An 18,874-nucleotide genomic window follows, 5' to 3' on the forward strand; every position below is an offset into this window, starting at 1 on the left:
ATGGATCGGGTCTTCGTGGAGTATTACGAAGAGGAACTGACCCATATCCGCGCGCTGGCCGCGGAATTCGCCGACATGCATCCGGCGGTGGCCCGCAACCTTTCCCTCGATACCGTCCCCTGCCCCGATCCCTATGTCGAACGGCTGCTCGACGGCGTGGCCTTTCTTGCCGCGCGCACGCGGCTGAAGGTCGACGCCGAGCGCTCGCGCTTCTCGCGCGCCGTGCTCGACGTGCTCTATCCCGACCTTGTGACGCCGGCGCCGGCGACGGCGATGGCCGTGCTGAAACCTGGACAGCAGGTGCAATCGATGATCGCCGGCCATGCCGTGGCGCGCGGCACGCGGCTGGTTTCCGGCCTTCATCCTGGGCTCTCGACGCGCTCAACCTTCACCACCGCGCAAGAGGTGACGCTTTGGCCGATCGCGATCAATTCGGTCAGCTATTTCCAGGACCGCAGCGCACTCGCCGCCGCCGGCATCGCGCCTGTCGGCGGCGTTCGCGGCGAAGCGGCGTTCCGCATCGCGCTTACCCGGACCGGAAAGGGCAAGCTCAGCGAATTGTCGCTCGACCGCCTCGATCTCTATTTCGCCGGGCGCGCCAAGGCGCCGCTCATCTTCGATGCGATCTTCGGCGCCTGTTCGGCCGTCGGCGCGCGGGCGGAAGGCAAGACCAATCCGCTCACCGCGCTGCCCGAGCCAGAAATGGTCGGGATCCACGACGATGAAGCGCTGATGCCGCGCACGCGGCCGACCTTTGAGGGATACCGGCTGCTGCGCGAATATTTCATGATCCCCGAACGCTTCCACTATGTGCGCGTTGCCGGCCTGCAGCCGGTGGTGCGCAAGTGCGATGGGGGAATAGAGATCATCTTCCTATTCCGGCGTCCGGTGCCGGAACTCGCCGATGTGACGGTGGCCGATTTCGAGCTGTTCGCGACGCCGATCATCAATCTCTTCGAACGCGAGTGCAACGTCATCGAGATCGACTCGCGCCGGACGCGCCAGGTGCTGCACGCCGACCGCACCCGGGCGCGCGATTTCGAGATCTTCCGGGTCACTCGGGTGGAAGACGCCGATGCCGAAGGCAGCGAGGCGACCATCCCCGAACTGTTCAGCCTGGGGCAGAACCGCGGCAGCGGCTGGGTCTATTCGGCCGAGCGGCGCCCGCGGCGGGCCACGGAGGATGAACGGCGCGACGGCCTGACCCGCACCTCCTACACCGGCGACGATGTCTTTATCGCAGTCTCGCGTCCGGCCGGCAGCCAGCCGAACCGGCCGCTCAAGCGGCTCGACGTGATGGCGCTCTGCACCAACCGCGACCTGCCGATCCTGGACGATACGCCGTCGCTGACGCTGGAGACCGCCGACCCGGTGGAAGCGGTACGCCTGCTCGGCGCGCTGCGGCCGCCGCAGCCGGCGATCCCGGCGGCGCTGCCGGCCGGCGCCGAAGGCGAATCCCGCGCCGACAATCTCGCGTGGCGGCTGGTGGCGCAGCTCTCGCTCAATTTCCTGAGCCTCGCCAAGGAAGGCCGCGGCGTCGATCCGCTGCATGCCTTGCTCGACCTCTATGCCGATCGCGGTGATCCGAGCCTTGCCCGCAACGTGCATTCGATCACCCGGATCGATTCGCGGCCGGTGATCGAGCGGCTCAAGATCGACGGGCCGATGTGTTTCGGACGCGGCGCCGAGGTGACCCTGCATGTCGATCAGTCGGTTCTGGCGGGCCAGAGCACGCTGCTGCTTTCGGCTCTGCTGGCGCGGCTGTTTGCCCGCCATGCCGGGATAAACGGTTTTGTGCGGACGCGTACGCGGCTGCTGCAGAAGCAGGAGGATGTGCCATGGCCGATGATGCCCGGCAATCGCTACCTGATCTAGCGCAGCCCGCCCTAGCCGAGGCCGAGGCGCTGTCGGAGAGCTTCGACTTCTTCGAGCTGCTGCGCCGCCTGGAGCAGCGGCGCGGACTGTTCGGGCATTCCGGAACCGCGGACCGCGAGCCGGCAAGGCTCGGCCAGCATGTGCGACTGAGCTTCTCGGCCAGGGACGTGATCAAATTCCAGGACGCTACGGACAAGGCGCCGGCGCGGGTGACGATCGCCAATCTCGGCCTGCTCGGGCCGGAAGGGCCGATGCCGCTGCATCTGACGCGCTGGGTGCTCGACCGGCTGTCGCAGCGCTGGTTCACCGGCGCCGGCGCCGAGCAGACCAGCGACACGACCTTCGTCGACTTCGTCAACATCCTGCAGCATCGCATGATCGCGCTCTACTACCGCGCATGGGCAGATGCGCATCCGGCGGTGCAGATCGAACGTTCGGTCGGCGGGCGCGTCCGCGCCATGCTGGAAGCGATGGCCGGCATCGGCCTTCCCGGCACGCAGGATTCCGAACTCGATGCGGTGCGGCTGCGCCAGGCCGGATCGCTGGCCAACCAGGTCGACGGCGCGGAGCGGCTAACGCTTTTTCTCGCCACGGCCTTCAAGGTGCCGGTTGAAATCAAGGAATTCGTCGCCGCCTGGATCACCATTCCCACGGCGCTGCAGAGCCGCATCGGCAAGGCATATGCGGCGCTCGGCGGCGGAGCAACGATCGGCCCGCGCGTCTTCAGCCGGCAGAGCCGGATCGAATTGCGCGTCGGCCCGCTGAGCCTCGACGACTTCAAATCGTTCCTGCCCGGAGAACGGCGCCTTGCCCTGTTCAAGAAGGCGGTGCGCGACATGATCGGCGAAGCGCTCGACGTCGATCTCAGGATCGTGCTCGCGCGCGACGCCGTGCCTTCGCCGAAGATGGGAACCATCCAGCTCGGCCGTACCTCCTGGCTTGCGCGCCCTGCCGAAAAGGGCGACGCCGACGATCTCAGGCTGCGCACCATCGTCGGCTGGCGGCCGGACATGGCGGAGGCAGCCTGATGAGCCTGCTGCTGACCCTGGAACAAGGCCCGCGCTCGCAAGTGGTCAGGCAGGCCCGGCTGGACGAGGGCGAGCTGGTGATCGGCCGCAGCGCCGATGCCGGCTGGCAGATCGACGATCCGGACATGTTCGTCTCACGCGCGCACTGCAAGATCAGCGGCGGCCGCGACGGCTATTACGTCACCGACACGTCGAGCAGCGGGCTGTTCATCGACGATTCCGACAGCCCGCTCGGCACCGGCAGGTCGACGCGCCTGCAAAGCGGCATGCGGCTGCGCATGGGCGACTATGTGCTCCATGTCGAGGTGCAGCCCAGCGCCGGCCACACCTCGATCAGCCAGGCGCCGATCGCCAACGCCGAGCCGGCATGGTCGCCGCGATCGCGGACGCCGGCCAGCATCGGCGGCGACGACTTTTTCTCGGCCAAGGTCGAGGAAGAGCCGCTGCGGCCGCGCCCGGCCGGGCTGCCCGATCCGTTCGAGCAGCCTGTGCCCGGAGCTTACGATCGCAGTTCCAATCAGCGCAGCTCACCGGCGTTCGACGATCCGTTCAGCCTCGATCCGGTGGCGACGCCGGCCTCGAACGACGAGCCCGCCGTCGGCAGGTCGGATCCGTTCGGCTTCGGCGACATGCCGTTGCGCAGCGATATGCCCGAACCCGCGGCGAAACCGTCCGGCTTCGACGATTTCGGCTTCGGGCCAGCCGCGACGCCCGCTTCCGGCAACAGTGCCGATCCAGCTCGCCGCGTCGAGCGGCCCGCCGAGAAGCCGCAGGCCGCCCGCCCATGGGAGATGCCGGTGCGGGCCGAACCCGCTGCGCCGCCGCGTCCCGCTCCCAAACCGTCACGTTCGATGCAACCGGCGCCCAGCGACATGGCGTTGCGCGCGGCGTTCCTGCGCGGCATGGGCGTCGAGGAGGCCGATTTCCCCGGGCGCGATCCGATCGCCGAAATGGAGAAATTCGGGCGCGAGTACCGGCTGATGCTCGATGGGCTGATGCAGCTCCTGCGCAAGCGCGCCGAGGAGAAGGGCAGCGCGCGCGTCGCCCAGACCATGGTCGGCGCCTCCGAGGTCAACCCGCTCAAATTCCTGCCGACGGTCGAGGATGTCATCGTCACCATCATCGCGGAACGCAGTCCCGGCTTTTTGTCCGGCGAGGCGGCGATCGGCGACGCGGTGAAGGACCTCGCGCAGCATCACGTGCGCGCCTGGCGCGGCGTACAGGCGGCGCTGCGGCGCATGATCGACCGCTTCGATCCGGCCGCGATCGAGGAAGAGCTCAAGTCCAATTCGGCGATCGGCAATCTGCTTGCCGGCGGGCGCAATGCCAAGCTGTGGGAGCTTTACCAGAAACGCCATCGCGACATCGCCCAGAGCGCGGAATCGAGCTTCCTGGGCGAGATCGGCGCAGATTTCAGGGACGCATACGAAGAGGAGTAGGGACATGATCGACAGACGTGAATTCATCGTCGCCATCGGCGCGACGGGGCTGCTTGCGGCTTGCCAGAGCGGCCCGCCGAAACCATCGGTCATCTCGGTCAACGTGACCGGTGGCGCCGGCATGAATCCGGGACCGGGCGGCGGCGACAGGCCGGTGACCGTGCTGGTGATGCGGCTTGCCAGCACAGGCAAGTTCAACTCGGCCGATTATTTCGCGCTGCAGGGCGATGCCGGCTCGGCGCTGGGCGCCGACCTCATCGGATCGGACGCAATCTCGGTCGCTCCGGGCAAGACGGCAGCCAAGACCATCACGGTCGAACCGAACGCGACGGCGCTCGGCTTCGTCGCGCTGATCCGCGAGCCAGGCGGACGCAATTGGCGCACGACCAAGTCGGTATCGCCGGGGTCGAAATTCACCATCAACGTCAGCCTCGGCAAGGGCGGCATTTCCGCCTGACGACGAGACAGCACGGCAGTGCAGAGAGCAGTGGCATGAGCGACGCAAACAGGGTGCTGTGGTCCGAGGGACTCTTCTTGAGGACCCAGCACTTCCAGCAGCAGGACCGGTTCTTCGAGGGGATGGTGCGCGGCGCGTTGCAGGCCGGCCAGCTCCATACGTTCGGCTTCCAGCAGCTGACGCTCGACCAGTCGCTGCTCGATGCCGGCCAGGTGTCGATCGTGTCCGCCCGGGGCATCTTCCCGGACGGTACGCCCTTCTCCATCCCGGAACTGATGGACGCGCCGAAGCCGCTGCCGGTCACGGCCGACACCGGCGCCGGGCCGGTGCTGGTGGCGTTGCCGCTCGAGCCGCCCGGCGGCGTCGGCTTCGATCCGGCGCATTCCGCGTCGACGGGCGCGCGCTACCACGGCAAGATCGTTGCGGTGCGGGATGCCGTGCAGGGCGGCGCCGATCCGGAAGAGATCGAGATCGCGCGGCCGCAAGCGGTGCTGCTGGCGCCCGGCAAATCGGTTGGCGGCTATACGGCGCTGCCGGTCGCCGACATCAAAGGCGTGCGCGCCGATGGCGGCGTCTCGCTCGACCAGGCCTTCCTGCCGCCGACGCTGATCACCGGCGCCGTCCACTGGTACCGGCAATTGCTGCAGGAGGTCGTCACCGGCCTCGACCAGATCGCCGAGGCGCATGGCAAGATGGTGATGGGCGGCGCCGGCCGCAGCGTCGAGGACCTTTTGATGCTGCATCTCGCCAATGCCGCGCGGCCGCGCCTTGCGCATATGCTGGCGCAGGATGTCTTCCATCCGGCCGAGCTCTATCTTGAGCTTGCCGGCCTCGCCGGCGAGATGGCCACCTACGGCTCGAGCTCGCGGCGGCTCGGAGAGCTGCCGGCCTACGACCACATGGCGCCCGGCCCCGCCTATATGGCGCTGGCGGATGCCTTGCGTTCGCTCATCCTCAGCCTGCGCTATATCGAGCCGAAGTCGCGCGCGCTGCCGGTCATGCGGCACGCGACCAATGTGTGGAAGGTGCGCATCGACAATCCGAAACTGCTGGTCGCCAGCCGCATCGTCATCCGCGTCGGCTCCGAGCTTTCGGAAGACGCGCTGCGCAAGATCTTCGTCAACCAGGCGACGGTCGGCTCCGCCGACCAGTTCGAAGGCCTATGGAAGTCGCGCCTGCCGGGCATTCCGCTGAAACCGCTGCATTCGCAGCCGCGCGAGATCCCGTATGACGGCGACAGGCTGTGCCTGGAGCTCGACCAGAAGAGCGAGCATTGGGCCTCGCTGCTCGACGCGCCCGGCTTCGTCATCGGTGTTTCCGGTGTACTGCCGAGCGAGCCGCAGGTCGACTGCTATTCGGTGAACAGGTGAGGCCATGAGCCGGGATGATCCTTTCGGACTGTCGGAGGATCGCGAGCGGACCCGCATCCGCCTGACCGGTGCGGCGCCCCGGCCGATGGCGCCGCTGGCGCCCGGCGCGCCGGTCAAACGGGCGCGTGCCCATCCCAACACGCTGATCAACATCTTCGCGCCGCTGCTCGAATTCGCGCCGGAGCTCGAAAGCGCGCTGGCGCCGGAGAACCCGGAAGTCATGCGCACGCGCCTGCTCGACGAGCTGGTGCGGGCGCGCGATGCCGCTGTTGCCGCGGGCTCGTCGCTGGAGCGCGCCGACCAGGCGGCTTGGGCGGTGGCGGCGCTGCTCGACGATCTGGCGCTCAACACGCCGTGGGGCGGCGCCAGCGCCTGGCCGCGCCAGCCGCTGGTGGTCATGCTGCGCGGCGATGTCGATGCCGGCACCCAGTTCTTCACGCGCCTCGACGAGCTGGAACGGCATCCCAACCGCGACCGCGAGATGCTGGAACTGCAATATCACTGCCTGGCGCTCGGCTTCCGCGGCAAATACCGGGTGCCCGGCCGCGCCGGCGACCGCTCGCTCAATGCCGTGCGCGTGGCGGCGGCGCGCTTCCTGCGCAATGCGGACGCCGAGGACGCACCGCTGTCGCCGAACTGGAAAGGCGTGATCGCCTCCGACGAGCCGCAGCGCTTCATCGTGCCGATCTGGGTGATGGCGCTTGCCGCGATCGTCGTCGCCGCAGCCGCCTATATCGGCCTGTCGATGGGCCTGAGCAGCCAGGCGGTCGAGCTTTCCGCGCTGGTGCGCACGCTGCCGCCGGCCTCGCGCGGCGACATCACCCGCGCCGCGCCCAAGCAGGATGCACCCGCGCCCGAGCCGCAACCGGTCGATTTCGCGCTGCTGCCGGAATTCAAGGCCGAAGCGCCGGACAACCTCAAGGGGGCGCTGAGCGGCACCGAGAGCGTCTCGCTGGCCAAGCTGATCATCCAGTCCTCAAATCCCGAGCTGTTCCAGTCCTCCCGGCCGACGCTGACGGAAGGATACGAACCGCTGATCGCAGCGATCGCCAAGGTGATCCTGGACAATAAGGAGCTGATCGGAAAAATCACCGTCGTCGGCCATACCGACAATGTGCGCCTGCAAAAGTCCAACCCGCTGGCCAGCAACCAGCGGCTGTCGGAAGCGCGCGCCGAAACCATAACCAAGCTTCTGGTGCAAGCCGGCGTGCCGCCGGAGAGCATCTCTTTCGAGGGGCGCGCCGAAACCGATCCGGCGGCCGACAACTCGACGCGCGAGGGTCGCGCGCTCAACCGGCGCGTCGAGGTTCTGGTCGAGAAGAGGCTCTGAGATGTTCATCCTGCGCTTCCTCTGGGCCGTCATCACCTCGCGTTTTCTCTGGACGCTGATCGGCATCGCGCTGCTTTCGCTGCTGATCTGGGTGTTCGGCCCGATCGTGCAGGTCGGCCCTTACGCGCCGTTCGAATCCGACAATGTGCGCATAGCCATCATCGCCGGGCTGATCATCCTGTGGCTGATCTGGCTGATCGTCGCGCAGCGCCGCGCAATCCGCGCCAACCGCATGTTCGTCGCCGAGATCGCGGCGCCGGTCGCCGAAAAGCAGCTTACGCCCGGCGAGGAAAGCGTGGCCGCCGTCGGCGCCAAGTTCGGCGAGGTGATGGCGGAGCTGAAGCGCCGCAAGCTCGGCGGCAGGAAATTCCTGCGCGAGATGCCCTGGTATGTGATCGTCGGTCCGCCGGCCACCGGCAAGACCACGGCGCTGCGCCAGTCCGGCCTCAATTTCCCGATCGACCTCACGGACGACCTGCAGGGCGTCGGCGGCACGCGCAATTGCGACTGGTTCTTCTCCGAGAACGCGGTGCTGATCGACACAGCGGGCCGCTACGTCCAGCAGGAAAGCCAGCCGGATGTCGACGCGGCGGAGTGGCTGGGCTTCCTCGACCTTCTAAAGAAGCACCGAGGCCGGCGCGCGCTCAACGGGGTGATCGTGGCGCTATCGATCGACACGCTGTCGGAGGGCGACGACGCGATCAAGGCGCATGGCAGAAAGATCCGCCGCCGGCTGGCGGAGCTGAACGACCGGCTGGAGATCCGTCTTCCTGTCTACCTGATGCTGACCAAGGCCGATCTGATCAAAGGGTTCGAAGCGTTCTTCGGCGGCTTGTCGACCACGGCGCGCGAGCAGGTGTGGGGAACCACTTTCCCGCTCGATGCCCGCGTCAACGCCGGCACGATCCAGACGGAACTCGCCAGGCTTGCCGCCGAACTGGAGCGGCGGCTGGTGCCGCGGCTGGAGGACGAGGACAAGCTCGGCCAGCGCGCCGAAATCTTCCGTTTCCCGGCGCAGCTAGCCAGCCTGTCGGAGCCGATCCAGGTGCTGGTCGAGGCGATGTTCGGCGAGAGCCGCTATGAGGAGGCCGCCTGGCTGCGCGGCCTCTATCTGACCTCGGCGACGCAGGAAGGCGCGCCGATCGACCGGCTGACCGCGGCGCTGTCGTCATCCTTCGGGCTGCCGCCGCGCCGCGCCATGCCGGCGGCGCGCGTCGAGAAACGCAGCTTCTTCCTCAGGAATCTGCTCACCGAAGTGATCTTCAAGGAAGCCGGCCTCGGCACATTCGATCCGCTGGCGCAGCGCCGCCGCGCCTGGATCTGGCGCGGAGCTGCCGCCGCCTGTGCGCTCGCCGCCCTGCTCGCCGGCGGACTGTTCGCCTGGTCCTATCTCGACAACCGCAATGCGATCGCCGAACAGGCCGGCCAATTCGAGGCGCTGCAGGCGCCGCTTACGGACGTCGCGGCGATGCCGGCCGCGGTCGAGCAGCCGACCATGGACGGCGCGCTGGCGGCGATGGACGCGGTGGCGACGGCCCGGATCGCGGCGCCGGATGCGATCCACAACCTGCTCGGTCCGACCGCCTCGGCCGAGCTGGTGCGCGCGCAGACCGATACCTACGACCATGCGCTGCGCAATGTGCTGGAGCCACATATGGTCGCGCTTCTGGAGGCCACCATGTGGCGGCAGATCCGCGATCCGGATTTCATGCTCGGCGCGCTGAAGACCTACCGCATGATGACCGGCCTGTCGCAGATGGATACCGATTTCGTGCAGAACTGGTGGGTGAACAGCCTGCCGCAATTTGCGCCTGCCGCCCCCTTCCCAACCGCGGACGCAGAAGTGCACCAGCTTGCCGCGATCCGCCGCATGGCCGTCGACGACAGCTACATCGCGCCGGACAAGGAGCTGGTCGCCGAGGCGCTGAAGACGGTGTGCACGATCTCGCTTCCGGAGCGCGCCTACAAGCAGCTCCTGGCCGACCCGGAAGTGGCGGCGGTCAAGGAATGGGTGCCGGCCAATTTCGCCGGACCGAACGGCGCCAAGGTGTTCGCGCGCCGCTCCGACAAGACGCTGCGCGTCGGTGTGCCGGGCCCTTATACCTATGCCGGCTTCCACGACGCGATCCTCGACCGGGTCGAGGATGTCGCCGGGCAGGCGGCGCTCGACCGCGCGGTGTTTGCCGGCGGCTGTTCGGAGAATTCGGAGACGTCGGTCTCGGCGCTGTCGGAAGACATATTGAAGCTCTATTACGACGACTATATCGCGCAGTGGGACAGTTTCCTGCGCGACATGCGGCTGGCGCCGCTGACCGATCTCAACGTCGCCAGCGAGAACCTCAAGGACCTGTCCAGCGCCGACTCGGCACTGAAGCGCCTGCTGACCGCGGTGGTACAGGAGACCGACCTGACCCGTTCCGACGAGGCGCCGGCCGACGACAAGAGCGGCGCTGCCAAGACCGGCTCGAAGCTTTTGAGCAAGCTCGGCAAATTGGGCAAGGTGGTGAAGACGGGAGCGAAATTGCTGCCCCGCGCGGGCTCGGCCGACCAGGTCGACATGACCGGCAGCCTGGTGGCCGAGCATTTCAAGCCGCTCAAGGGCACGATCGCCCAGGTCGACGGCCAGCCGCCGGCGCTCGACGCCGCCGTCGTGGCGCTGACGGCGCTGTCCAATGTGCTGCAGACGGTGACCGCCAATCCCGATCCGCAGGACGCCATCAAGAAGCAGGGCGGGCTTGCCGAACTGACAGGCGCGGTCGCGAGACAGGCGCAGATCCTGCCCTCGCCGATCAACGACTGGCTGGGCGGCATTGCCGGCGACACAAGCGGCCTGTCGCAGAAGGCCGTCACCAATGAGCTCAACGCCATCTGGCGGGCGGACATCCTGCCGTTCTGCCAGGCCGCGCTCAACAACCGCTATCCGTTCAGCCCCGACAGCGCGGTCGACGTCAATGTGCGCGATTTCCAGCGCCTGTTCGGGCCGACCGGGCTCATCGATGCCTTCACCAACGACCATCTGATCAACTATGTCGACACCGCCAGCGAGCCGTGGAAATGGCGGGCCGATTTCGGCCTCGACCCGGCGGCGCTCGCCGCGTTCGAGCAGGCGCGCCACATTCGCGACGATCTGTTCCCCGGCGGCACCGGTCCCGTAATGAATTTCACGCTGGAGCCGAAGGACCTGTCGCCCAACGTGGCGCGGGTGACGCTCAATCTCGATGGCCAGAACCTCGTCTACTACAACAACGCGACGAGGCCGCAGCCGATGACGTGGCCCGGCAAGGACGGCACCGGCGTGATCTCGCTGGCCTTCCAGCCGGTCGACGGCTCGCCCGAGGTGATGCTCAACGAAACCGGCAGCTGGGCGTGGCTGAGGATGCTGCGCGGCGGCCGCTTCACCGCGACCAAGCTCACCGATGTCTACAGCCTGCGGCTCGGCACCAAGGGAATGTGGGCCGATTTCGAGCTCAAGGCGGCCAGCGTCGAGAACCCATACACGCTCGAAATGTTCAAGAAGTTCACATGTCCGCCGCAGATCTGATCCTGCCCGGCTTCTATGGCAAGATGCCTGCCGCCGGCGATTTCGTGACGCGGCGGCTGCCGGGCGATTTCGTGCGCATATGGGACCGGTGGCTGGCGCAGCACATCGTGCCGCTGTTCGGGGTGGAAACCTGGCCGCAGAACACGGCGCTGCGGTTCCTTAGCGGCCCCGGTTCCTTCGGCGCCGCGGCGGGTATCGTGCTGCAAAGCGCCGACCGGGTGGGCCGGCAATTTCCATTGAGCGTCCTCGCAAGGCTGCAGGAGGCGCCGTTGAAGCTGGCCTATTCTGATGGCTGGTTCGGCGGCATCGAGGGCGCAGCCTTCGCGGCGCAACGGGGGGAGTTGGTGCCCGATGAGCTGGAAGCCGCCCTGACAGTCCTGCCTGCGCCATCTGTTGACAGGGATGGAGATATCATCGTCGACCTCGTGATGTGGACAGCGCATACGGACATTTTCGATGTCGATCCGCAAGCGCCGCAGCCGACGCTCGAGCAGATCTTCGCCGCGAGTTGGGAGACCAGCTGATGCAGATCTGGAACCAGATGGGCTATCCGCACCAGTTCACCATGGGTATGGACAAGGCCGGCCACGAGTGGCTGGTCGTGGTGGTGAAGGGCACCTTCGATTTTCCGACGAAGCCGGGCGGACTGGTGCAGAAATCGGCCGAGCAGGTGCCGCTGGTGATGGCCGACACGCACACCGGCGTGCCGGGCTATTCGGCGACGCTGTGGGAGACGGATTTCGCCTTCCGCAAGCCGCGCTGCGATGTCATCGCCAATGGCTGCGCCTATGCGCCGGGAGGGCGCCCGGCCGAGCGCGTGGGGGTCGGCATCAAAGTCGGCAACTGGTCGAAGCTGTTCGAAGTCGTCGGCCACCGCGAATGGCGTGCTATCGGGCCCGTGTTCACTGCAACGGCGCCGCAGCCCTTCCTGAAACTGCCGATCTCCTACAACGTCGCCTGGGGTGGCGTCGACCGGCTGGATCCGGAGGACAAGCTGCCAGCCAGCTACAAACACAATCCGGTCGGCACCGGCTGGTCGCGCACAAGGAACCAGCGTCTCATTCCTGGCCTGCGGCTGCCGAACACGCAGGCCGTTGGTGAAGAGATCCGTTCACCCTTCGGCGACTACAAGCCGATGAGCTTCGGGCCGATGGGCCGCGGCTGGCCTGGCCGCATTGAATATGGCGGCACCTACGACCAGAACTGGATCGACAATGTCTTCCCTTTTCTGCCCGAGGATTTCGATGAGCGCTATTTCCAGATGGCGCCACCCGAACAGCAGATCGATCACCCGCGTGGCGGCGAGGACGTGGTGTTAGTCAATCTGACGCCTGAGGGGCGCGTGAGCTTCCGGCTGCCCAACACGGCACTGCCGCTGACGCTGTTCAAAGGTCGCGGAAAAGTGTTCGAGGGTGAACTTCTCCCAGACACGATGCTATTCGATCCGGAGAAGCGGCGGTTCTCATTGGTCTGGCGGGTGCAGCAGCGCCTCCAGCGCACAATCCTCGATTTTTCGGAATGCTGGATCGGTCCGCCGACACGCGGGATGCTGCGCGCCCGCGCCACCGGCAAGCGCTATATCCGCGGTTTTCCAATCCCACTCCGTTTTGAGGAAGACGAAGCCGCATGAGCGTCGGCCTGAACATCGTCTCAATCGGCATGGTGACAGCGGTCGGTCTTGACGCTCCGTCGAGCTGCGCGGCGATGCGGGCGCGGGTGGATGGGTTTCAAGAGACGCGTTTTCTTGGTCCCAAGGGCGAATGGCTCGTCGGTGCCCCTGTGCAATTGCCGCGGAACTGGATCGGCGAGAAGCGTCTGGTGCACCTGGCCGCGGGCGCGATCAATGAGGCTTTCGAAGGATTCGAGAAAGTAAGAAGTCAAACCCCTTTACTGCTGTGCATCGCGGAGGAAGGCCGAGCCGGCGTACCGATCCTAGACGGCTCACGGCTGATGCGAACGATTAGTCAGGTTTTGGAGTCTGAGCTGCATGAAGCTTCACGCATTGTTGCGCATGGGCGACCCTCGGGGCATGTGGCATTAGATCATGCACGTAAGCTGATCGCATCAGGTACGGCCTCAAGCGTCATGATCGCCGGCGTCGACAGCTACCTCTCGACCTTGACGGTCAATCACTATCTGACCCATGACCGGCTACTGACGGCCACCAACGCCAACGGGTTTATTCCGGGAGAAGCAGCCGCTGCAGTGTTATGCACGAGCGCTGCCAACAACAATTTTTCGCTGTTCGGTCTGGGACTCGCTCACGAGTTGGCGTCCATCTACAATCCGCGCGATTTGCCACTCCGGGGCGATGGCATGACCTCAGCCTACCGAGGCGCGCTGGACGAATGCGGCATCGAGATGAACCGGGTCGGCTACCGAATATCCGACCTGATCGGGGAGAAGCACTGGTTCAAGCAGACGGCGTTGGCCAGTTTGCGGCTTGAGCGCAATTCCACCGGTTTTCAGGATCTGTGGAGCCCGGCAGAGTCGCTTGGCAATGTCGGCGCGGCCGTCGTACCAATCATGATCGGCATGGCATTCACTGCAGCTCGGAAAGGCTACGCCGCCGGTAATCCGGTTTTGATCGAGGCCTCCGGCGACGACGGATCGTGCGGCGCGGCACTCGTCGCCGCGAGGGCCGCATAATGTCCAACGTCTTCGCCAACTATCTAGAGATTTCCGGGAAGGCGGTAAACGCCCAAACAATTGCGGCCTTTCCGGACGTGTGCTTCACCCCGCCGCAAACGCCGGCCACACCGCCCGGGGTGCCGATCCCCTACCCGTCGTTCGGCATGGCGTCCGACACCGAGAATGGCACCGGCACCGTCAAGATCGCCGGCGAGGAAGTCAACATCAAGAACAAGTCAGATGAGAAACGGACCTCCGGGACGGAAGCGGGTTGCGCCCCCAAAAAGGGCATTATCACCTCGCAGAACACCGGCAAGAAATATTTCAACATGTGGTCGCCGGATGTGAAATTCGAAGGCGAGCCGGTGATCCGTTTTTCGGATATTGCTACGCACAATCATGCCAGCCCCGGCCCGAACACGCCGCCATGGCCCGAGATCTGCAAATTCTCACCGAACATGTTGGATTGCGAAACGATTCTCGCAGATTTCGAGTTGCATCGTCATGGCGATGAGGATTGTCCACACGGCTACGAGTCTGAACATTTCGTCCAAAACGAGTATCTGCAGTGGGAACGTGGGGAACAGACGGCGACGCAATTTGAGAACTACAACGTCAATGACGCGCCCTGCATCTGTATGGAATCGTACGCCAAGGGACCAAACGGCGGATTCCGTCGGAAGGGAGGCGGCAGCAAGGCCGGCTCTCCACATAACCTAAAAACAAAACAATGCAATGACGCGATCAGAAAGCGTACCACCACTCCAACGCTCAGTGAAATGATCGATGAATGCACGAAGGCGGTGGTCGACAATGACCCAAGAGCCAAGAATGCCAAGCCAAAGCCAAAAGCTCAGAACGATATTCAGGAGTGCCTAAGAGCGGCATTTATGGAATATCTTGATCGCGCAGTAAAATCCAAGGACAAGAAAAATTCGGCGGCGAAGGCAGCTCAACAGCCAATTGCTTGGGAAGTGAATTCTGATCCGGAAAGATTGTGGGCGAGATGATGGCAAAAGATCGTGCGCATAGACGAGTTACCGACCTGCCACCGGATATGCAGTCAATAAATGCTCTAAATGCTTACGAGCAAGGGCGAGATTATCTCCGGGTCGCCTGCCAATTGTCGGACGTGCACGAGGAAGTCGGTGAACTCGCCATTCTCAAAATATCCATGGCGTCCCTTACCGTGGAGGTCGAGCGCGTATTCGATGAATTCTCCATGGCCTTCCATTCCCGGGAAAGAATGGTCGACATTCTGCTTGAGACCGGGGGCATCGTAAGGCTGCGCCGGGCGGCGGATTGGGAGACCTACATTCTAAAGTCAAAGTTCCTGCTGGATGCATATTCGCTGGGAGGCACGACGGACTTCGTTTTTGGTGATGAAGGGCAGATTTTTCGGTTTGATGGGGTATCCCAGTGGACACTGGATTCATTCAGCAGTCCGGACCGGCTTTTTGCCATGCATGGGATTTCGCCCGACAGGCTCTATGCGGCCGGCGGCAATGGGCTTCTCATCAAGGCGAATGGGAGAAATTGGGACGTCGTCGATGTCGGGGTCGGTACAGATTTCCGGTGCCTTCTCGTCGAAAACGAGCGTGTCCTCGTAGCGGGAGACAGAGGCGTTGCGGGCTCCCTGACCGGCAGCGAGTTCACTCTTTTCGATACCGAGATCGAGGGCGATATCTTGTCGATCTGCGCCTTCAAGGGAAGCATCTATTTCGCGGATTCCGACTTCGGGATTCACCGCCTTGTCGACAGCACTTCCGAGCAAGTGGCAAATCTTGGCTACACCTATCGTCTCAACAACGGTGAATGGCTAACCGCCGTTTGCGGCGAATACATATTCCAGTTTGACGGCGCTAGTTGGCGCGGCATCGAGATCTCCTACCGCAACGGTTACCGAGCCGACCCCTTCGACACGTCGTTCATCACGTAACGGCCCGATGAAATCACTTACTTGGCATGTTCTGCGCCAGATAGGTTCGCACTCTGTTAAGGTCCAGTTCCGCGATCCGAATGAGTTTTTCTGTCGATAGCATCCGGACGACGAACAGTTCCCCTGCCTCTGGAAATTCTCGGAGGCGTTCCTCGGCGATTCGCCTGCCGATTTCACCAGCAATGCGCAAGCCGTCGAGGTGTGCATCCAGACGCTCGACAAGACGACCCATTCGAACCTCGTCCATATCCGGGTTTTGGTCCGGATTGAGCAGATGCCAGTCATAGACAGCCCACAGAAAGGCGGCCATCTCTGCATGCTGGCGCACGATATTTTCAAGGACCGGCGGTTTTGCCATCAATTCAGATTCACCGACCCGCCCCGGATACGGTTGGTGGCACTCGCATGGCTGACCAGGTACGTACCCCGAATCGTTAGGTGGCCGTCCTTTTCCATGATAATGACCGACTTGCCGCATCTCAGTTCCAGCCGCTCGCCAGCACTAATCTTCACAGTCTCGCCGTCGCGAACGACATGATGATCGGTTTGATTACCTTCGGCTGTCTTCCTGGCAGGGTCGACAATTCGTCCCACGATAAGCGGTTTCAACGGATCGCCATTCTCGAACAGCAGAGCTATCTCCGACCCGATCATGCCGGATGACAATTCCGCCAGGCTGCGAGCAGGCAAAGCCGCTTCCTTAGGATTGCCAGGAAACACTACCAAGGGGCGAGCGTCGTCAAAGCCAAGGAACAGCCCGATCACCACTCCATCAATGCGGCTCATCACCTCTGACATTGCGTACCTCAGTTCTGATTGATCTTGGAGCCCTTCATGGTGATGTCGCTCGATGCCTTGACGTTGATCTTGCCCGATCCCTTGATCGTGATGTCTTTGCCTTCGATCGTGATCGTGCCATCCTTCTTCATGGCGATCGCCGCCGAGCCGGTCTTTATGATAATCGAATTGCCGGCCTCGATGATGAGTTCCTTTCCGACGTTGATCAATCCATCGTCGCCAACCTCTAGGGAACTGCTCTTGGCAACCTTTACGGAACTCGCACCGCCGACATCTGTCGCATCATCCTTGGCGACCTTGGTCGAGCGAGCGCCGCCGATATCGCCACTCTGGTCCTTCGCGATCTTCACTGTCTGGGCGCCACCGATCTGCACCCCCTGATCGGCCCCGATGTTCCAACTGTCACCTGCCCCGATACTGTGGCTCTGCCCAGTTCCCACCGTCACGCTCCTTGACGCCCCGATCGTATTGGTCTGAGACGCACCTACGGTCCTCGCCTCGGCGGCCCCCACCGTATCCACACGCGCCGCGCCCACCGTGACCGTCTGCACTAGCCCCACCGTCTGCGAGTGGTTCGCGTCGATGTTCTCCGTCGAATTCGAAACGACGTGAATCGTCTCGTTTGCCATCACCGTCAGCGACCTGTTCTTGCCCACCGTCTCGGTGTCGTTCGACCCGATATTCGTCGTCTGGTCGACGCCGATCTTGACCGTCTTGTTGTTGCCGACGTCCTCGTCGAGGTTGTGGCCGACGGAATGTTTGGCGTCGTGGTCGATGCGGTCGGACTGGTCGTGCTGGACCGTCTTGTTGCGGTCGTGCTTGATCAGCAGGTGGTGATCCTTCTGGGCCTGGAAGTTGACCAGCTCGGAGCCGGCCTTGTCCTCGAACATCAGCTCGTTGTAACCGCCGCCGCCTTTCGAGGAATTCGACTTCCAGCCGGATTGCGTGGCGTTGCCCGGCAATCCATAGGGCGGCATCTGCGACGCGTTGTAGACGCGGCCGGTGATGATCGGCAGGTCCGGATCGCCTTCGATGAAATCGACGATGACCTCCTGGCCGATGCGAGGGATCTGGATGAAGCCCCAGTTGCTGCCGGCCCAGGTCTGCGAGACGCGCACGAAACAGGAAGAGTTCTGGTCCTTCTTGCCGAGCCGGTCCCAATGGAACTGCACTTTCACCCGCGCATATTTGTCGGTGAAGATCTCCTCGCCCGAAGGGCCGACGACGGTCGCCGTCTGCGGGCCGCGCATGATCGGCCGCGGCGTGATGCGCGCCGGGCGGTAGGGCAGTTTGGTGGGGGCAACGCCGAGCACCACCTTGAAATTCTCGCTGTGGGCCTCGTTCTGGGTCCGGTAGCCCGGGTCGAACAGGCGATATTCGGCGCTGACCACCAGATAGTCCTGGTTCTGGTCGTCGCGCGGAAAGCTTTCAAGCGTGAACTTGCAGCCGGAAAAAAGGCCGCGCACCGTGCCAACCGCCGTGCTGTGCTGGTGCACGGCCTGAAGCTCCTCGCGGCGGATCCCGGCGATCTTGTCGCCGCGCCCGACATCGAGATGCGCGCCGGGCTGGCGATAGTTCTCACCCGAAGCCTCCTTGTGGGCGAAAGGCTGGGCGGATTTCGCCATCAGATCGGCGCCGGGCTTCTCAAAATCATAATCCGTATGGGCATAGGCGCCCGGGCGCACCGCGCTGCCGGGTATCCATTCGGTGATGTATTCGACATCACGCCGCGAGGCCTGGCCCTCGAAATTGTAAAGCACCTTCTCGTAACCGGGCGCCGGCTTCAGCTTGCTCATCGCATCGCAGAGGATGAGCGTGTGCTTGCCCTCGTCATGCTCGAAGAAATAGAAGATGCCTTCGTGCTCGAGCAGCCGCTGCACGAAATCGAGATCGCTCTCGTCGTACTGGACGCAATATTCGCGCTGGGGATAGGACCCCTGCAGCCGCTTCTCGAATTTGGCGATGCCGTATTTCGAGAATATCTTCTCGACGATCTCCACCGCTGTCATGTTCTGGAAAATGCGGCAATCGGTGGTGTTGCCGAGAAACCAGGGCCATGGCCTGACGGTCGCCTCGTAGAAGGCCAGCCGGTCCTCGATGCGGGTCAGCTTGAAATCCGACACGAGGCCGCTGAACCAGCGCTTCGGATCGGATTCGCCCTCGACCGAAACGACGCCGCCCAGCATCTTCAACGGGTCGATGTCGCGGTTCTTCGAGACGAAGCCGACCGTATAGGCAAAACAGCGGCTGATCTCATCGCGGCCGATGAGATGGGTGAAGGTCAGGTCGGCGCCAGCCGGCGTCTGCACAACCGTGGCGCGTTCGTTCGGCATGGTCGTGCCCCTCCTGGACGCGGCCGCCAGTATGATGGATTGAAGCCCCCGCTATGTTAACCGCATCACGTTCGGGAACTTTTCACGCCCACCGCACCGGACCGCTTTCAGCCTAGCACATGTTTGGCGGCGG

Annotated in this window: 15 protein-coding genes; 12 read left to right on the forward strand and 3 right to left on the reverse strand. The window is 64.2% G+C overall.

The genetic code is table 11. The annotated features are described in order from the left end of the window. From tssF to CK219_RS05850, 12 genes are read left to right on the forward strand one after another with little or no spacing between them, the layout of a single operon-like run. A complete protein-coding gene (gene tssF / locus CK219_RS05795; protein WP_095765812.1) occupies positions 1-1,875 on the forward strand; it encodes a type VI secretion system baseplate subunit TssF in 1,875 nt (624 codons plus the stop codon). Then, a complete protein-coding gene (gene tssG / locus CK219_RS05800) occupies positions 1,839-2,903 on the forward strand; it encodes a type VI secretion system baseplate subunit TssG (RefSeq protein WP_095765813.1) in 1,065 nt (354 codons plus the stop codon). The genes tssF and tssG overlap by 37 nt, the downstream gene beginning before the upstream one ends. Beyond that, on the forward strand, positions 2,903-4,342 hold the full coding sequence (tagH, locus tag CK219_RS05805; protein WP_095765814.1) for a type VI secretion system-associated FHA domain protein TagH: 1,440 nt from the start codon (positions 2,903-2,905) through the stop codon (positions 4,340-4,342). Before tssG ends, tagH begins: the two co-directional genes overlap by 1 nt. 4 nt (positions 4,343-4,346) lie before the next feature. Further along, positions 4,347-4,799, forward strand: coding sequence for a type VI secretion system lipoprotein TssJ (gene tssJ / locus CK219_RS05810; RefSeq protein WP_095765815.1), 453 nt, complete (start codon positions 4,347-4,349; stop codon positions 4,797-4,799). A gap of 35 nt (positions 4,800-4,834) precedes the next feature. Further along, positions 4,835-6,169 carry a type VI secretion system baseplate subunit TssK gene (tssK, locus tag CK219_RS05815; protein WP_095765816.1) on the forward strand — a complete coding sequence of 445 codons (1,335 nt, stop codon included), beginning with the start codon at positions 4,835-4,837 and terminating at the stop codon, positions 6,167-6,169. 4 nt (positions 6,170-6,173) lie between these two features. Continuing rightward, entirely contained in the window at positions 6,174-7,499 is a 1,326-nt protein-coding gene (icmH, locus tag CK219_RS05820; RefSeq protein WP_095765817.1) for a type IVB secretion system protein IcmH/DotU, read from the forward strand. Between the two features lies 1 nt (position 7,500). Continuing rightward, positions 7,501-11,040, forward strand: coding sequence for a type VI secretion system membrane subunit TssM (tssM, locus tag CK219_RS05825; protein ID WP_095765818.1), 3,540 nt, complete (start codon positions 7,501-7,503; stop codon positions 11,038-11,040). Next, positions 11,022-11,564, forward strand: coding sequence for a type VI secretion system-associated protein TagF (gene tagF, locus CK219_RS05830; protein WP_095765819.1), 543 nt, complete (start codon positions 11,022-11,024; stop codon positions 11,562-11,564). The genes tssM and tagF overlap by 19 nt, the downstream gene beginning before the upstream one ends. Next, on the forward strand, positions 11,564-12,670 hold the full coding sequence (locus CK219_RS05835; protein WP_095765820.1) for a DUF2169 domain-containing protein: 1,107 nt from the start codon (positions 11,564-11,566) through the stop codon (positions 12,668-12,670). The genes tagF and CK219_RS05835 overlap by 1 nt, the downstream gene beginning before the upstream one ends. Beyond that, positions 12,667-13,689, forward strand: coding sequence for a 3-oxoacyl-ACP synthase (locus CK219_RS05840; protein WP_095765821.1), 1,023 nt, complete (start codon positions 12,667-12,669; stop codon positions 13,687-13,689). Before CK219_RS05835 ends, CK219_RS05840 begins: the two co-directional genes overlap by 4 nt. Continuing rightward, positions 13,689-14,681: a DUF4150 domain-containing protein gene (locus tag CK219_RS05845; protein ID WP_224523552.1), complete on the forward strand. Its 993-nt coding sequence runs from the start codon at positions 13,689-13,691 to the stop codon at positions 14,679-14,681. Before CK219_RS05840 ends, CK219_RS05845 begins: the two co-directional genes overlap by 1 nt. Beyond that, entirely contained in the window at positions 14,669-15,610 is a 942-nt protein-coding gene (locus tag CK219_RS05850) for a hypothetical protein (protein WP_095765823.1), read from the forward strand. The genes CK219_RS05845 and CK219_RS05850 overlap by 13 nt, the downstream gene beginning before the upstream one ends. A gap of 13 nt (positions 15,611-15,623) precedes the next feature. Here CK219_RS05850 and CK219_RS05855 read toward each other — a convergent pair whose 3' ends face one another. Genes CK219_RS05855 through tssI form a run of 3 tightly spaced genes read right to left on the reverse strand, consistent with a single transcriptional unit; the run spans position 15,624 to position 18,741 of the window. Beyond that, the gene (locus tag CK219_RS05855; RefSeq protein ID WP_095765824.1) at positions 15,624-15,968 is read right to left on the reverse strand and encodes a hypothetical protein; all 345 of its coding nucleotides are present in this window, start codon (positions 15,966-15,968) and stop codon (positions 15,624-15,626) included. Next, positions 15,968-16,408, reverse strand: a complete 441-nt coding sequence (locus tag CK219_RS05860; RefSeq protein ID WP_095765825.1) for a DUF6484 domain-containing protein — start codon at positions 16,406-16,408, stop codon at positions 15,968-15,970. Before CK219_RS05860 ends, CK219_RS05855 begins: the two co-directional genes overlap by 1 nt. Before the next feature lie 8 nt (positions 16,409-16,416). Beyond that, complete coding sequence (gene tssI / locus CK219_RS05865; RefSeq protein WP_095765826.1) at positions 16,417-18,741, reverse strand: type VI secretion system tip protein TssI/VgrG; 2,325 nt, start codon at positions 18,739-18,741, stop codon at positions 16,417-16,419. Positions 18,742-18,874: the final 133 nt, after the last annotated feature.

It is taken from the genome of Mesorhizobium sp. WSM4313, assembly GCF_002294725.1.
In the GTDB taxonomy this organism is placed as follows: domain Bacteria; phylum Pseudomonadota; class Alphaproteobacteria; order Rhizobiales; family Rhizobiaceae; genus Mesorhizobium.

What these genes read in the sequence shown, in the direction of transcription:
- tssF (WP_095765812.1), top strand. Translation starts at nt 1, where the DNA reads ATGGATCGGGTCTTCGTGGAGTATTACGAAGAGGAACTGACCCATATC.
- tssG (WP_095765813.1), top strand. Translation starts at nt 1,839, where the DNA reads ATGGCCGATGATGCCCGGCAATCGCTACCTGATCTAGCGCAGCCCGCC.
- tssJ (WP_095765815.1), top strand. Translation starts at nt 4,347, where the DNA reads ATGATCGACAGACGTGAATTCATCGTCGCCATCGGCGCGACGGGGCTG.
- tagH (WP_095765814.1), top strand. Translation starts at nt 2,903, where the DNA reads ATGAGCCTGCTGCTGACCCTGGAACAAGGCCCGCGCTCGCAAGTGGTC.
- tssI (WP_095765826.1), bottom strand. Translation starts at nt 18,741, where the DNA reads ATGCCGAACGAACGCGCCACGGTTGTGCAGACGCCGGCTGGCGCCGAC.
- CK219_RS05845 (WP_224523552.1), top strand. Translation starts at nt 13,689, where the DNA reads ATGTCCAACGTCTTCGCCAACTATCTAGAGATTTCCGGGAAGGCGGTA.
- CK219_RS05860 (WP_095765825.1), bottom strand. Translation starts at nt 16,408, where the DNA reads ATGTCAGAGGTGATGAGCCGCATTGATGGAGTGGTGATCGGGCTGTTC.
- CK219_RS05840 (WP_095765821.1), top strand. Translation starts at nt 12,667, where the DNA reads ATGAGCGTCGGCCTGAACATCGTCTCAATCGGCATGGTGACAGCGGTC.
- CK219_RS05855 (WP_095765824.1), bottom strand. Translation starts at nt 15,968, where the DNA reads ATGGCAAAACCGCCGGTCCTTGAAAATATCGTGCGCCAGCATGCAGAG.
- CK219_RS05835 (WP_095765820.1), top strand. Translation starts at nt 11,564, where the DNA reads ATGCAGATCTGGAACCAGATGGGCTATCCGCACCAGTTCACCATGGGT.
- tssM (WP_095765818.1), top strand. Translation starts at nt 7,501, where the DNA reads ATGTTCATCCTGCGCTTCCTCTGGGCCGTCATCACCTCGCGTTTTCTC.
- icmH (WP_095765817.1), top strand. Translation starts at nt 6,174, where the DNA reads ATGAGCCGGGATGATCCTTTCGGACTGTCGGAGGATCGCGAGCGGACC.
- tssK (WP_095765816.1), top strand. Translation starts at nt 4,835, where the DNA reads ATGAGCGACGCAAACAGGGTGCTGTGGTCCGAGGGACTCTTCTTGAGG.
- tagF (WP_095765819.1), top strand. Translation starts at nt 11,022, where the DNA reads ATGTCCGCCGCAGATCTGATCCTGCCCGGCTTCTATGGCAAGATGCCT.